The organism is Phaeobacter sp. JH20_08 (assembly GCF_048056635.1).
GTDB classification, from domain to species: domain Bacteria; phylum Pseudomonadota; class Alphaproteobacteria; order Rhodobacterales; family Rhodobacteraceae; genus Phaeobacter; species Phaeobacter bryozoorum.
The window spans coordinates 563,907-577,440 of record NZ_JAYMVV010000011.1; the positions used below are offsets into that span (position 1 = coordinate 563,907).

Below are 13,534 nucleotides of genomic sequence, written 5' to 3' on the forward strand. Positions count from 1 at the left end.
GCCAATGCGTCTTCTGCCCCTGGCATTTCTCTCCTCGCTCGCCGCGCCCGTCGCGGCGAGCGATCTCGTTCTGGACTGGCCGGTCGATTGTACCCTCGGCGACAGCTGCCAGATCCAGCAATATGTCGACCGCGCCATCGGACCGGCGACACAGGATTTCACCTGCAATCCCCTCACCTATGACGGCCACAAGGGTACGGATATCGCCCTGCCCTATCTCAGCGACATGGAGGCCGGCGTCGCCGTCTTTGCCGCGGCGGATGGCACCGTGGTCGGCAGCCGCGACGGGATGGAGGACCGCTATTCCAGCGGGCCGGACGACCCCGCGATCGAGGGGCGGGAATGTGGAAACGGGGTTCTGCTGCGCCACGGCGGCGGCTGGGAAACTCAGTATTGCCACATGAAACGTGGGTCCATCCAGGTCAGCTCCGGCGACAGGGTCACGGCCGGCACACCGCTTGGGGAAATCGGCCTCTCCGGCAACACCCAGTTTCCCCATCTGCATCTTTCCGTGCGCAAGGATGGTGTCACCATAGACCCCTTTGGCCCCCGGATGGAGCAGGGCTGCGGTGCCGACATCGGCGCGCCGCTCTGGGCCGAGGAGATCACCTATCAGGCCGGCGGCTTTCTAGGCAGCGGCTTTGCCGACCATGTTCCGAAATTTGCCGCGATCAAGGCCGGGATCGCCGATCAGTCGCCGCTGGCATCCGGCAGCGGCGCAATCGTGTTCTGGGCCTATGCCTTCGGCGCCCGCAGCGGTGACCAGCTGGTGCTGCGTATCGACGGGCCGCAGGGCACCCTGCTGGAGCAGACCGAACCGCTGGAAAAAACCCAAGCGCAGCTGTACCGCGCCGCGGGCAAACGGATCCGTGGATCGGGGCTGCAACCCGGCCGCTACATCGCAACCGCGACACTGCTGCGCGACGGCCAGGTCGTAGATGATCAGCGCCAGGAAATGACGGTGAAATAGGGCTTCACCGACACGGCGGGGCCAAGCCCTCTTGGCCTTGCCGCTCTCAGCGGCTAATCTGCTGCCACGGTCGGCAGACACCGAGGCGTCGCTGCTCCCGCATGGGAGAGCTAAACCTGCCATATCACCGAACGGTTTCCATTGCAGATGGCGCCGCGTCGTCAGGACAGCGACCAACGACCCGCACAGGCGCCGATTGGATGCAATATGACCCGAAAACCGCTTCCCCTACAGGTGGATGACCTGTCCCATTTCTCCCGCGCCTTGTCCCGGCAACTGGGCGAGGCCAGCCCCTCGCATCTGACACTGATGAACATGCTCGCCCGCGCCGCCGGTTTTCAGAACCTGCAACACCAGCGCGCCATACAGGCAGCGGCCCGACGGCTCGCGAAAACCACAATGGCGCCGGCGGCTGATCATCGGCTGATCGAGCGCACGCTGGGCCATTTCGATGATCACGGGCGGCTGCTGCGCTGGCCGTCAAAACGCGCCGTGCAGACGCTTGCGCTGTTTGGGCTCTGGTCGGTCTTTCCGGCCGACAGGGCGTTGCAGGAGGCGCAGGTGAATGCGCTGCTGATCGGCGAACATCGCTTCAGGGATCCCGCAACCCTGCGGCGCACCATGATTTCCTGTGGATTGCTGACCCGGCAACGCGATGGCAGCGACTACAGGCGTATCGAACAGGAGCCCACCGCCGAAGCCAAAGCACTGATTTCGCGACTGGCAGCCCGCCGCAAACAGCGCACCCAGGCAGCAGCGCAGATCACGCGCCGGTAGCACCGGCAATGGCACCTCAGCGCTCGGTGAATTTCAGCTCGATCCGGCGGTTCTGCGCCCGTGCAGCCGCAGTCGGGGCTGGATTCACCGGCTGATATTCACCAAATCCATTGGCAGACAGGCGCTCGGGCGGGATGCCCAGCGCCTGCACCATGTAGCGCACCACCGACAGCGCGCGGCCCTGGCTCAGCTCCCAGTTATCGGCAAATTTCGGGTGCACCCCCAACGGGGTGTCATCGGTGTGCCCGTCAACCCGGATGATCCAGTTGATTTCCGGCGGAATGGCCGCTGCCACGGTCTGCAGGATCCCTGCGACCTTGGCGATTTCAGCCCGCCCTTCCAGCGAAAGATCGGCGCTTCCGGGGGCAAACAGCACTTCCGAGGCAAAGACAAAACGGTCGCCTTCGATCCGCACCCCTTCCTGATTACCCAGCACATCGCGCAGCCTGCCAAAGAACTCTGAACGATACTGCTCAAGATCCTGCGCCTTGGAGCTGAGCTGCTCTGCCTCAGCCTCCAGTCGCTTGCGCTCACTCTCCTCCAGCAGCCGACGTCGGCGTTCCTCGGCGGCTGCCCGGGCCAGGGCAGCGTTGAGATCCTGACCAAGGTTCTGCATCTGCACCGACTGTGCTGCATCACGGGCTTTGTAATCGTCCAGCAGAGCCTGCAAACCGCCAAGCTGTTCGCGCAGGGCGGCGACCTGCTGGTTCAACAGTGCGGTCTGACGCCGCGCCTCCTCGGATATGGCCTGCTCGGCGTTCAGGCTCTCGCGGGCCTGTGCCAGCAGGGCGGCACGCTGCTCTGCAAGGCTCGCCAGCTCGGCGCTTTCGGCGGCCTGATCCTTGCCGTCGCTCAGGGCCGCCAGCAATCGCTGCTGCAACAGATCCCGGTCCGCAGCAGCTGCATTGGCCTGTTCCAATTTACCCAGCGCCTCCAGCAGGCGCTGTTCCAATTCGGCCTGCGCCGCCGTGGTGGTTTCAAGATCCGATTGCGCGGTGTCGCGGCTCTGCCGCAGCCGGTCCAGCTCTTCCTGCAATGCCGCGACCTCGCTGTCGGCGCGTGTCTGTGTGGCATCGAGCTGCGCCAAGACACGGGTCAGCCGCTCGGCCAGAACATCCCGGTCCGCGCTCGCTGCCTGTGCGCTGTCGAGCGCGTCCAGAACCTCGGCCAGCCGCGCATCCAGCTGGTCCTTGGCCGTTTCAGCAGCGGCAAGCAATGTCAGCGTATCCTCGGCGGCCTGCCGCTGCGCCTCAAGCGCGAGGGTCATGGCGGTCAATTCGGCATCCGCATCTTGCAGCCGGTTGCGCAGCGCCTCGGCGGCAGCCGCTTCCGCAAGGCGCGCTGCCTCGGCAGAGGTGAGCTCCGTTTCCAGCTGCTGCGCCGCGGCCGTGGCATCCGCCGCCGTAGTCTCCAGATCGGCAACCAGTGCCTCCAGCGCCTCGCGTTTGGCCGCAGCCAGCCGGGCCGCCTCCGTCTGGGCGTCGATTTCACCGCGGCTGGCAGCCAGCGCCTGCGAGAGCGCGTCACGCTCGCCTTCCAATTCAGACTGCGAGGCCTGCAACGCCGCGCGCTGCGCGGTCAGATCACTGATCGTGGCATTGGCCTCCTCCTGGCGAAGCAACAGCTGCGCAACCTGCGCCTCAAAATCGCTGATCTCTCCGCGCGCCGCCGACAGCTCCGCCTCGGCAGCCTCAAGTGCGCCCTGCGTGGTGCCGAGCGTCGCCGACAAGGCGCCAAGACGGGCCTGCAACTGGCTGTTGGCCCGCTCCTCCAGCCCAAGCGCATCCGCCAGCGCCCCGACTTCCGCGGCCAGTTCATCCAGCTGGCTTTCCTGCCCCGAAATCGTCTCGCGCAGCACAAATTGAACCACCATGAAGATGGTCAGAAGAAACATCAGGACCAGCAACAGACCCGTCATCGCATCCACGAACCCGGGCCAGATCGAGGCCTGAAAACGTTGTCCGGTGCGACGTGACAGGGCCATCGCTTAGTCCTCGGAGCCGCGTGCGGTGCGACCCAATCCACGCGGTCGGGCAAAGGCCTTGACCAGGAGGTCGATATCCTTGCGCAGCTCCGCCAGGCTCTCCTGACGGCCGGCGGAGATTTCTTCGAGGATGCGCAGCATCTGGACGTCGATAGAGCGCAGCCGCATCCGGCTTTCGGCATCCAGCCCGACGTCGCCATGGGCGCGCATCAGTTCGGTCAGGGCCTCCTGCCCCACTGCGACCCGCTCCAGCGCCCGGGCCGTGCCTTCGGTTTGGTCCTGCCGCCGGTTCATATCTGTAATCGCATCCACCAGCTCGGACAGTTTCTGATCCACCCCGGCACGGGCTTCGGAGGTTTGCACAAACATCGACTGCAACGCGTCCATCTGCTCGGTCATGCTGTCCAGCACACCTGCAAGTGCCGTGTTTTCACCGCCGCCTGTCTCCTCGCCTGAGGAAAAGCTGACGCGGGTAAAAGACGACAGCCATTCTTCAAGCTCACGGTAGAACCGGTTCTGACCATGGCCTGCGAACAGCTCAAGCAGCCCGACGATCAGCGATCCCGCCAACCCCAGCAAAGACGAGGCAAAGGCAACGCCCATGCCGCCCAGCTGCGCCTCAAGCCCGGTCATCAGCCGGTTGAACACTGCGATCCCTTCCTCGCCTTCCTGCGGGGCAAGGCTGCGGATGGTATCGACCACCGCTGGCACCGTGGTCGCAAGACCATAGAACGTCCCCAGAAGGCCAAGGAAAATCAATAGGTTAACGATATAGCGTGTAATTTCACGCTCTTCGTCGATCCGGGTCGCAACGGAATCGAGGATCGAGCGGGTCGATGATGAGCCAAGCTGCATCCGCGCGCCCCGCGACCGCAACAGCGACGCCAGCGGTGCCAGCATCGACGGCGGGCGAACATCCTCTCTGGCGACCCCGGCAGCGAAAGCCTCGATCCAGCGCACCGACCCGATCAGTTGCAGCACCTGCCAGAAACAGGCCATCACGCCGAAAACAAACACCAGACCGATAAACCCGTTGAGCCAGGGGTTGGCTTCAAACACCGGCAAAACGCGCGGCAGCGCCACAAAGGCCCCGAACCCTGACAGCCCGAGAGCGATCAGCATCATGATAATCTGGCGTACCGGTTGGGAAAACTGCGGTCTGCTTTCGCGGTCTGGCTGCGCCATAGCTGTGGCTCCTGACACTTTTTTTGGTGCTCTTGCAGAACCGGAGCCTATAGGCAAATCCTCAAAAGAGCCAAGGCTTTATGACGCAAGATCCCGCACACGCGCCGCAAGCCAATCCAAATCAGCGTCGCGAAGCCCGATCTCCGCCAGATGCTCGGCCGTATTGAACAGATATTCGGTATTGGGGCCACGTCCCCCAACCGCTTCGGCAATGATCTGCGCCTGAGTTTCGAGGCTAATGCCGCCGCAATATTGGATATGATCGGGATCAATCACATAGGTCACGGCGGTAACTTCCCCGCCGCTGGCCAGCTGCACCGTCAGATCCTTCTCCACATAGGCCGAGGAAATCAGCTCCCGCGCCCGCAGTTCCAGCAAGGTCTGCTCTTCGTGGCCAGCCTCGACCGCCAGCGCGATTCCGGTACAGGCCGCCCCTTCGATGGCATCCAGCGCCAGCACAAGACCGGGTTTCTCCTCGCTGCCGCGATGATGGATCGACTTCATGCAGAAGGACCGCGCATAGCCCGGCAGGGTCGCAACTTCGCGGCGGGCCACCGGAAAACCCGGATTCCACAACAAAGATCCGTATCCAAATACCCACATGGTCATGACGCTGGCCCTTTTTTGATCGCGGTCTATAAACATCAAATCCCACGTCCAGAAAAGAGGCCGAATGATGATCCGTTGGACAAAAATGCTGCTCATTTCGATCTCCGTCTGGAGCCTCTACTGGGCGGTTGCCGCCTGGGGCCTGCGTCAGGGGCTGGATGGCTGGTTTGCCGAGCAGCAGCGGCAGGGTTGGCAGGCCGATTATGCCACGCTGCGCACCTCGGGCTATCCACTCTATCACCATCACCGGATCACCACCCCGGCCCTCGCCGATCCGGGCACCGGCACCGCATGGCGTGCCGATTGGCTCGACATCCGCAGCCTTGCACTCTGGCCCGGCACCGTGACGCTTCTGCTGCCGCCGACACCACAACGGTTCTCCTATTTCGACAGCACCGCGATCCTGCACGCCGAGGGGCTGCGGGCCGAGCTGCAACTGGCACCGGGATCCGCGCTGGACCTGGAACAGCTGCACATGATGGCCAGAAACTGGACGATTCAGAGCAATGGCAAACCCGAGCTGAGCGGTCAGGCGGTCCTGCTGGAGATGACGCGGACCGATGCGCAGAACCACTACCAGATCCACGCCGATGCGCAGGGTGTGTCCCCTCACCCGCTGTTGCGCCAGCGGTTAGCGGCGACCGAGGGGCTTCCGGAGCGGCTGGAGACGGTCACGCTCGACATGAATGTGGGGTTCGACACCAGCTGGAACCGCAGCGCGATTGAGCTGCGCCGCCCGCAGCCGCGCCAGATTTCGCTGCATCTGGCCGAGGCCCGCTGGGGCCCGATGCGCATCAAGGCGACAGGCGAGCTGCGTCTGGATGAGACCGGCCTGCCAGAGGGCGATCTCGCGCTTCAGGTTGAAAACTGGCAGGACATCCTGCAAATGGCCGAAGCCTCAGGCAGCCTGCACCCGACTGCGCGCTCCGGGATTGAGCGGGTTTTGCGGGTCTTTGCCGGGCTTGGCGGCAACCATCGCGACCTTGATCTGCCGCTGACTTTGCGTTCCGGCTATGTCACGCTCGGTCCGCTGCCGATCGGTCCAGCGCCCCGTCTGATCCTGCGCTAGCGGCAATAAGGACCGCCGCGATGGCGGGCGACGTCCAGATGGAAATGATCCAGATGGTACCGGTCCGAAAGCGGCCCCAGCACGGTGCCAAACGGGCCACAGGCACCTTTCCACATTTTCCGCAGCCCCTTGCGCGTGGCGCGCGCGGTCCAGCCCTTCAGCACCGTGATCACCTTGCCGCTCTCCAGAACGAAGCCCGAGATATCAATCGCCTTGGCCCGACCATGTTCTGAGATCTTTGCGCCCGGCCGGTTGTTCCGGGTGCGGCAGGAATAATGCGCCGCCACCCTCAGGGCCACCACCTTGTCACGCCGACCAAAGGCCTTGACCACATCCCGCTCCACCCATTTCTTGAGCGCGCGGGCGGTGTCGCAGGTCATCACCGACTGCTGGCTGAGCGTCACCCCGGCAACCGAGCGCACCCGCACCGCGTTCTTTGCGCCGCAGCCGTTCAGACGCCCCGGTACGGCACCCACCTCTGCTCCCTGAATGTCGATATCACCGCAGACCGAGGTCTTGCGGCGTTTGCGTTTGCCGAACAGGATTTTCTCCGCCAGATCGCCGGGCCGCAGATGCGGACGCAGAGAGGCCTCTGGACCGGTCGGCATCATCGGCAGGCGCAGCGCAGCCATGGCGACGGCCTGTTCAGACGGCGGTCGCCCTTGCGGGCGCAGATCCGATGAAACGGTGACCGCAGCAGCGGCGGGCGTCGGCGTCAAAGCGGCGACAGCCGCCGGATCCGGGCGCGCATTGGGCCGCAGCGAGCGGTCAGGCGCATTGGCCGCAGTGGCCCCGGCGCTGACGGCGATCATGACGATCAGCCCGGCTGCCGTCGCAACCGCCTGCGCCCCCGACCGCCAGCCGCGCCTCATGACTTGGTCTCGCGGCCGAAGTTCGGCGCCGCCGTGTCCTGCCCGGCCTCGATAATGCCCCGGCGGATGGCCCGGGTGCGGGTGAAATACTGGTGCAGATGCTCCCCATCCCCGGTGCGGATGGCCCGTTGCAGGGCAAACAGCTCCTCGGTGAAACGTCCCAGAATTTCCAGCGTCGCATCCTTGTTGGTCAGGAATACATCCCGCCACATGGTCGGATCGGAGGCGGCAATTCGGGTGAAGTCACGAAATCCCGCAGCCGAGTATTTGATCACCTCGCTGTCGGTCACCCGGCGCAGGTCATCAGCCACGCCAACCATCGTATAGGCAATCAGATGCGGCGCATGCGAGGTCACCGCCAGAACCAGATCATGGTGATCCGCGTCCATCTCATCGACGTTGGAGCCCATCCCCTCCCAGAGCCGGCGCAACCGGTCCACCGGGGCGCGCTCGCAGCCCTCTACCGGCACCAGCAGGCACCAGCGGTTGTCATAAAGCTCGGCAAACCCGGCCTCGGGCCCGGAATGTTCGGTGCCCGCCAATGGGTGGGCCGGCACGAAATGCACCCCGTCGGGGATATGCGGCAACACCGCGTCGATCACATGGCGTTTGACCGACCCCACGTCGGAAACCGTGGCACCGGGTTTCAGCACCGGCGCAATCTCCGCCATCACAGCATCCATCGCCCCCACAGGCACACAGAGCACGACCAGATCAGCGTCCTGCGCCGCCTCCGCAGCCGTCTCGCAGACACGATCACACAGGTTGATCCGGCGCGCGGTGTCGCGGGTCGCAGAGCTGCGGGCATAGCCGGTGATCTCGCCTGCCAGCCCGCCACGGCGAATGGCATGTGCCATGGAGGAGGCGATCAGGCCAAGACCAATCAGCGCGATGCGGTTGTAGATCGGCGCGCTCATGCCGCGCCATCCTTGAACGCCTTCACAGCCGCAACCAGTTGCTTGCATGCGGTCTCATCACCCACGGTGATCCGCAGCGCTGCGGGCAGCTTGTATCCGCTCACCCGGCGCACGATCAGCCCGCGCGACTGAAGGAAGGCATCGCAGGCGCCCGCTTCTTCCGGGCTGGCAAAGCGCGCCAGAATGAAATTCGCACAGGAGGTGTCTGAAGGCACACCCAACTCTGCCAGCGCCTCGGCCAGCCAGCCGCGCCACTTGGCGTTTTCCTGACGGCAATGTTCGGTATACTCCGTATCCCGCACCGCTGCCTCCGCCCCGGCAAGAGCGGTGGACGACAGATTGAACGGACCACGCACCCGGTTCAGCACGTCAATGATGACTTTCGGCGCATAGCCCCAGCCGACCCGAGCGCCACCCAGCCCGTAGATCTTGGAGAAGGTGCGCGTCATCACCACATTGTCGCGGCTGGCCACCAGCTCAGCCCCGGCGTCATAATCTTCGACATATTCCGCATAGGCGCCATCCAGCACCAGCAGTGCTCCCCGAGGCAGACCATCGGCGAGCCGGGCCAGATCAGCGGTGCCGATCATCGTGCCGGTGGGATTGTTGGGATTGGCGATGAACACCAGCCGCGTGCGCTCGCTGCATCCGGCCAGCAGCGCATCGACATCGGTGACGCGTTCGCGTTCCGCCACCTCGACCGGGGTCGCCCCGGCCGCCAGGGCGCTGATGCGATACATGGCAAAGCCGTGCTCGGTGAACAGAACCTCATCCCCCGGCCCCGCATAGGCCTGACAGAGAAAGGTGATAATCTCGTCACTGCCCGCCCCGCAGATGATCTGCTCCGCCGGCAGGCCGTAGACCTCGCCAATCGCCTGACGCAGGGCGCTGTGATCGGAACTCGGATACCGGTGCATCTGAGAGACCGCCGCCTGCATTGCCTCAATGGCTTTCGGGCTTGGCCCCAATGGGTTTTCATTGGAGGAGAGCTTGGTCACATTGCTCACCCCTTTCACATGGGCAGCCCCGCCCTCATAAAGGGCGATGTCCAATATGCCAGGCTGCGGCGCGATGTGGGTCATGGTAGATGCTCCTTGATGCCGCCTCGTAATAACCGCCTTGGCAGCAATGGGAAAGCGGCAAGACGCCTCTTGCCGGATTGCAATGTCCCGGTCCCGTCCGTTGGCTGCACTGAGTGATTGAACTCCGCCATGCCCGCCGCCATGATGGGGCCATGACCCATAAGCTGGATAACATCGACCTGGCCCTGCTGCGCGCCCTGCAGCGTGACGCCAGCCTCTCGCAGCGCGATCTGGCAGAGCAGGTCGGCCTGTCGCAGAACGCCTGCTGGAGACGCCTGAAAACCCTGAGCGAAAGCGGCCTGATGCAGGGCACCACCGCCCGTCTGGACCGCAAGCAGCTGGGGCTGGATCTGGTGGTCTTTGTGATGCTGCGCACACGTCACCATTCGGCGGAATGGTTGCAGACCTTTCGCCGCCATGTGCTGACCATCCCCGAGGTGGTCGATTTCCACCGCATCGGCGGCGATTACGATTACCAGCTGAAGGTCGTGACCGAGGATATGGCCAGTTACGACAAGGTCTACCAGCGCCTGATCGAAGGTGTCGAGCTGGACAGCGTCACGTCGTATTTCGCCATGGAAGCCATCGCCGAAGGACGCCCGCTGCCGCTATAGCCGCAGGCGCCCGCAACCGGTCACCGCCAATCCGCAGTCCTGTCAGCGGCCAAAAGCCTTGTTCGGCATCCAGGTGACACGGCTGCCCTGCGGCCCCATGCGCATATGCAGGCAGGAGGTATTCAGCCGCTGAAAATACAGCACATGGATCGGATACCAGCCGGCCTGCGGCACCTCCACCTGCTGGGCAAAGGTCTCCTGACAGGTCTGCCGACCATCGAATTTGCCGACCACCTTGCCGCCGATCGTCGCCCGGATGCCATCATTGGTGAGGAAATCAATCGTATAGATGCCCGGCGCATCAAAACGCACATAGCCACGGATGTCAGCCGCGACATGCTCCGAGCGTTTGGAGGTGAGGGCATTCTGCCCGATGCTGGTGTCGCGATAATCAAGCCCCTTGAGCGGCGGTCCGACCTCAGCTCCGGCCTCCAGCGCCTTGGCAGCGGCGCGCAGCGTCTTGACGTCGTCGGGATAGGCATAGCGCACCGACAGACCCGGCTTCAGCCCCGTCGGTTGCGGGTTGGCCGGGGTCAGGCGCAGGGGCGCCGCCCATGAGAGTGTTGCTGTGAGTGTTGCGGTGACAGCTGCCATCGCAGCCATCCCCAGAATACGGGTCATTTTCATCGTCTACCTTCCTGTTCATCACCTCTGAGCGGGCGTCTGCAAAAAGGATAGGTCCGCAAAGGGGCAGCTGGCAATCGCAAATGGCGGCAGCGGCGGTGGCACCTGTCACCCCAGGCGATCACCAGTGACACTCCGCTGCGGTGGCAAATGAAAAAGGGGCCGCCAGATGGCAGCCCCTTTCTGTCGTGTCCGGTTCGGACAGGACTTAGTTCTTGGCGTAGAATTCGACGACCAGGTTCGGTTCCATCACAACCGGGTACGGCACGTCGGACAGGCCCGGTGCGCGCACGAAAGTGGCGGTCATCTTGGAGTGGTCGGCTTCGACGTAGTCAGGAACGTCACGCTCTGCCAGCTGAACAGCTTCCAGCAGTGCGGTCATTTGCTTGGACTTCTCGCGAACCTCGATCACATCGCCTTCCTTCACGCGGTAGGAGGGGATGTTCACGCGCTTGCCGTTGACCAGAACGTGACCGTGGTTCACGAACTGACGGGCCGCAAAAACGGTTGCAACGAATTTGGCACGGTACACAACCGCGTCCAGGCGGCGCTCCAGCAGACCAATGAGGTTTTCACCGGTGTCGCCTTTAACACGCTCAGCTTCGGCGTAGATGCGACGGAACTGCTTCTCGGTCAGGTCGCCGTAGTAGCCCTTGAGCTTCTGCTTGGCGCGCAGCTGGATACCGAAATCGGACAGTTTGCCCTTGCGGCGCTGGCCATGCTGGCCGGGGCCGTATTCACGACGGTTCACCGGGGACTTCGGACGGCCCCAGATGTTTTCGCCCATACGGCGGTCAATTTTGTACTTGGCAGACGTGCGTTTGGTCACGGCTGATCTCCTTCAGTTTTGGTCGCACCCCAAAGGGCTGCATCGAAGGGCGTTGTCCTCTTGCTCCGTGTCGCGAAGGACCGGATGATCCTTGCGCTCTTCGGGCATGACAGGCATTCCCTTGCGGGAGCCGCCAACACCAATGAAGCCGCGTGTATAGACGAGGGCGAGAGAGAGTCAACCAGCTTTTCCGCCCCTATCACGCCTTGCCAAAGGCAGAGGGAAAAACGGCTCCGCCAGCGGCGCAGTCGCACGGTCTCAGCGCGCGGCCGACAAGCGGTCAGGCTGCTGCATGTCGCAGGATTGCCGCCTCCGGCTGGCTGAGATTGCGGCGCGCGAATTCGCCATAGCGCATCGCATCGACTTCCAGATCCGGCAGCTGCTGCAACAGCCGGGCGCGATCCTCATCGCGCAGCGCGCTCAGCGCCGCCTGGGCGGGGTGAAAGCTCTCTGTCTCGACCCCATTGGCCCACAGCACCTGATGCTCCGCCAACAAGACATGAATATAGGTGACCTCGCGCAGCTGCGTATCGACCGTAATCTCGCGACCATTGATCAGATCGCGCGCCGCAACCAGCACCTCGGGCGTGTTGAACAGGCTTTGCACATGCGGCCCCCGCAGCAGCATGCGATGGCTCGGCGAGACCAGCAGATCCGCATCGGGCCGCTCGATGCCAAGCGCCCCTCCCTTGATCCGCACCGGGCGCAGCTCGGGCGCGACGAACAGCCGTGCGCCGGTCATCCGCCGCGCGCCAATCCACTGGATCTGCTGGGCGCCGCTGTCGCGGGTCTGGATCCAGTCGCCTTCCTGCAGCTGTTCAACCGGTGCCGCCCCCGCAGGGGTGCGCAGCATGGTTCCGGGGGTAAAACAGATCACGCCGGTATGCGACCGCACATCGCGTCGGTCGCCTGTGTCCATCCGCACATCGACGACCCACAGATCCCTGTCGTTCGGAGGTTGAGAATCGACAAACATCAACAGCGGCCGCTGCACGGGCCCAACATCGATCAGCGTCACCGTGTAATTGCGCCGCCCGTCGGTCACCACGAAATAACGATCCCGCAGCACCGTCTGCGGGCGGTCCTCCTCCGGCCGGTCAGCAGGGCGGTCCCGCCCCTGCGGTCCGGGTTCGATCGCGAGCCCGACCAACCGGCGCACGGACCGCGCCGCATTGCGCCGCAGATCCCGCTCCGCATCGCCAGGTTCCAGCTCCAGGAGATTGCCAGGCCCGTCGACCCGCAGCGGCGCCCCGCGCCAGCGCCAGCTTGCCCCGGCGGCCAGTGCCGACACCGGCGCCCCCGGCAGACCATCCACTTCGGTCTGCCCCCACGAAATGACGTAGGTGCCTCGAAAGCCTGTTTGCATATGCTCGACTGCCTGTCTCTGGCGGTATTGTTGTTAAACCAACGTTAACAGAAACCGCCCGCCCACAAAAGCCACATCACCAGAACGGTTCACAGCCCCTCGTCCTTTATGGTCAAAGAGATGCAGCTGACGATTTCAAGACAGCTCATATGAGGAAGGACGAAAGGGATGGTGGTTGTCGGCTGGCAGGACTGGGAGCGACAAGGGCTGAATCATTGCGTCTGCCGTGAGACCCCGCAAGCGTTCTCAACAGACCGGCCTTGGCGAGCGCTTCGCCCAAAAAATCGTTTTCCAGCGTCAACTGGCCTATCGTCGCGTGCAACGATTTCACATCGATCTCGGTCTCCTTCGACGCCTTCGGCTTGTCGTCAAAAACGTCTGTCACGCGGCCTAGGAGCTGGTCTTTCCATTGCTTGACCTAGTTCGGATGAACGTCAAACTGCGTCGCCAATTCGCTCATCGTTTTGTCGCCCTTCAAAGCTGCCAATGCGACTTTCGCCTTGAATGCAGGGCTGTGGTTCCGTCTGGGTCGTCTGGCCATCGTCGCTCCTTCGTCCCGGCACGCTGCCGGATCAGGAGCGGGAAATCCACCTAGCTCAACTGTCCATATTTCTCGGGCCAAATCTGTGTTTCCAC

General features: G+C 63.7%; 13 protein-coding genes and 1 pseudogene. 4 read left to right on the plus strand and 10 right to left on the minus strand.

The window, feature by feature from the left end:
* The first annotated feature begins 4 nt into the window (after positions 1-4).
* Both VWY75_RS13230 and VWY75_RS13235 read left to right on the plus strand, forming a co-directional pair.
* Entirely contained in the window at positions 5-970 is a 966-nt protein-coding gene (locus VWY75_RS13230) for a M23 family metallopeptidase (protein ID WP_416539145.1), read from the plus strand.
* A 207-nt stretch (positions 971-1,177) separates the two neighbouring features.
* A complete protein-coding gene (locus tag VWY75_RS13235) occupies positions 1,178-1,747 on the plus strand; it encodes a DUF2087 domain-containing protein (protein ID WP_416539146.1) in 570 nt (189 codons plus the stop codon).
* 16 nt (positions 1,748-1,763) lie between these two features.
* On the opposite strand, the gene VWY75_RS13240 is transcribed toward VWY75_RS13235, so the two are convergent.
* From VWY75_RS13240 to VWY75_RS13250, 3 genes are all read right to left on the minus strand, one after another.
* Positions 1,764-3,731 (minus strand): peptidoglycan -binding protein, encoded by a 1,968-nt coding sequence (locus VWY75_RS13240; RefSeq protein ID WP_416539147.1) that lies wholly within the window; start codon positions 3,729-3,731, stop codon positions 1,764-1,766.
* 3 nt (positions 3,732-3,734) lie between these two features.
* Positions 3,735-4,916: a biopolymer transporter ExbB gene (locus tag VWY75_RS13245; protein ID WP_340546262.1), complete on the minus strand. Its 1,182-nt coding sequence runs from the start codon at positions 4,914-4,916 to the stop codon at positions 3,735-3,737.
* A gap of 78 nt (positions 4,917-4,994) precedes the next feature.
* Positions 4,995-5,525 carry a gamma-glutamylcyclotransferase gene (locus VWY75_RS13250; protein ID WP_340546263.1) on the minus strand — a complete coding sequence of 177 codons (531 nt, stop codon included), beginning with the start codon at positions 5,523-5,525 and terminating at the stop codon, positions 4,995-4,997.
* Positions 5,526-5,592: 67 nt separating this feature from the next.
* Here VWY75_RS13250 and VWY75_RS13255 point away from each other — a divergent pair, with 67 nt between their 5' ends.
* Positions 5,593-6,594: a DUF2125 domain-containing protein gene (locus VWY75_RS13255; RefSeq protein ID WP_416534984.1), complete on the plus strand. Its 1,002-nt coding sequence runs from the start codon at positions 5,593-5,595 to the stop codon at positions 6,592-6,594.
* Here the strand turns inward: VWY75_RS13255 and VWY75_RS13260 are convergent.
* The 3 genes from VWY75_RS13260 to hisC are packed head-to-tail and all read right to left on the minus strand — an operon-like array spanning position 6,591 to position 9,465.
* Positions 6,591-7,466: an extensin family protein gene (locus VWY75_RS13260; RefSeq protein WP_340546265.1), complete on the minus strand. Its 876-nt coding sequence runs from the start codon at positions 7,464-7,466 to the stop codon at positions 6,591-6,593. The genes VWY75_RS13255 and VWY75_RS13260 overlap by 4 nt on opposite strands.
* Positions 7,463-8,383, minus strand: coding sequence for a prephenate/arogenate dehydrogenase family protein (locus tag VWY75_RS13265; protein WP_416539149.1), 921 nt, complete (start codon positions 8,381-8,383; stop codon positions 7,463-7,465). The genes VWY75_RS13260 and VWY75_RS13265 overlap by 4 nt, the downstream gene beginning before the upstream one ends.
* Positions 8,380-9,465 (minus strand): histidinol-phosphate transaminase, encoded by a 1,086-nt coding sequence (gene hisC / locus VWY75_RS13270; protein WP_416539150.1) that lies wholly within the window; start codon positions 9,463-9,465, stop codon positions 8,380-8,382. Before hisC ends, VWY75_RS13265 begins: the two co-directional genes overlap by 4 nt.
* Positions 9,466-9,617: 152 nt before the next feature.
* Here hisC and VWY75_RS13275 point away from each other — a divergent pair, with 152 nt between their 5' ends.
* Positions 9,618-10,079: an Lrp/AsnC family transcriptional regulator gene (locus tag VWY75_RS13275; RefSeq protein ID WP_340546268.1), complete on the plus strand. Its 462-nt coding sequence runs from the start codon at positions 9,618-9,620 to the stop codon at positions 10,077-10,079.
* 42 nt (positions 10,080-10,121) lie between these two features.
* On the opposite strand, the gene VWY75_RS13280 is transcribed toward VWY75_RS13275, so the two are convergent.
* The 4 genes and pseudogenes from VWY75_RS13280 to VWY75_RS13295 form a co-directional block, all read right to left on the minus strand.
* On the minus strand, positions 10,122-10,706 hold the full coding sequence (locus VWY75_RS13280; protein ID WP_416539151.1) for a PA14 domain-containing protein: 585 nt from the start codon (positions 10,704-10,706) through the stop codon (positions 10,122-10,124).
* Between the two features lie 205 nt (positions 10,707-10,911).
* On the minus strand, positions 10,912-11,532 hold the full coding sequence (rpsD, locus tag VWY75_RS13285; RefSeq protein WP_072505221.1) for a 30S ribosomal protein S4: 621 nt from the start codon (positions 11,530-11,532) through the stop codon (positions 10,912-10,914).
* 280 nt (positions 11,533-11,812) lie between these two features.
* The gene (locus VWY75_RS13290; RefSeq protein WP_416539152.1) at positions 11,813-12,898 is read right to left on the minus strand and encodes a Hint domain-containing protein; all 1,086 of its coding nucleotides are present in this window, start codon (positions 12,896-12,898) and stop codon (positions 11,813-11,815) included.
* A gap of 224 nt (positions 12,899-13,122) precedes the next feature.
* Positions 13,123-13,439: pseudogene (locus tag VWY75_RS13295) on the minus strand (transposase); the annotation flags it as partial.
* Positions 13,440-13,534: the final 95 nt, after the last annotated feature.

Bases quoted from the DNA above. Each gene is read 5' to 3' on its own strand.
- VWY75_RS13245 (WP_340546262.1), bottom strand. From the start codon at position 4,916: ATGGCGCAGCCAGACCGCGAAAGCAGACCGCAGTTTTCCCAACCGGTA.
- hisC (WP_416539150.1), bottom strand. From the start codon at position 9,465: ATGACCCACATCGCGCCGCAGCCTGGCATATTGGACATCGCCCTTTAT.
- VWY75_RS13240 (WP_416539147.1), bottom strand. From the start codon at position 3,731: ATGGCCCTGTCACGTCGCACCGGACAACGTTTTCAGGCCTCGATCTGG.
- VWY75_RS13280 (WP_416539151.1), bottom strand. From the start codon at position 10,706: ATGAAAATGACCCGTATTCTGGGGATGGCTGCGATGGCAGCTGTCACC.
- VWY75_RS13275 (WP_340546268.1), top strand. From the start codon at position 9,618: ATGACCCATAAGCTGGATAACATCGACCTGGCCCTGCTGCGCGCCCTG.
- VWY75_RS13235 (WP_416539146.1), top strand. From the start codon at position 1,178: ATGACCCGAAAACCGCTTCCCCTACAGGTGGATGACCTGTCCCATTTC.
- VWY75_RS13290 (WP_416539152.1), bottom strand. From the start codon at position 12,898: ATGCAAACAGGCTTTCGAGGCACCTACGTCATTTCGTGGGGGCAGACC.
- VWY75_RS13250 (WP_340546263.1), bottom strand. From the start codon at position 5,525: ATGACCATGTGGGTATTTGGATACGGATCTTTGTTGTGGAATCCGGGT.
- VWY75_RS13255 (WP_416534984.1), top strand. From the start codon at position 5,593: ATGATCCGTTGGACAAAAATGCTGCTCATTTCGATCTCCGTCTGGAGC.
- VWY75_RS13260 (WP_340546265.1), bottom strand. From the start codon at position 7,466: ATGAGGCGCGGCTGGCGGTCGGGGGCGCAGGCGGTTGCGACGGCAGCC.
- VWY75_RS13265 (WP_416539149.1), bottom strand. From the start codon at position 8,383: ATGAGCGCGCCGATCTACAACCGCATCGCGCTGATTGGTCTTGGCCTG.
- VWY75_RS13230 (WP_416539145.1), top strand. From the start codon at position 5: ATGCGTCTTCTGCCCCTGGCATTTCTCTCCTCGCTCGCCGCGCCCGTC.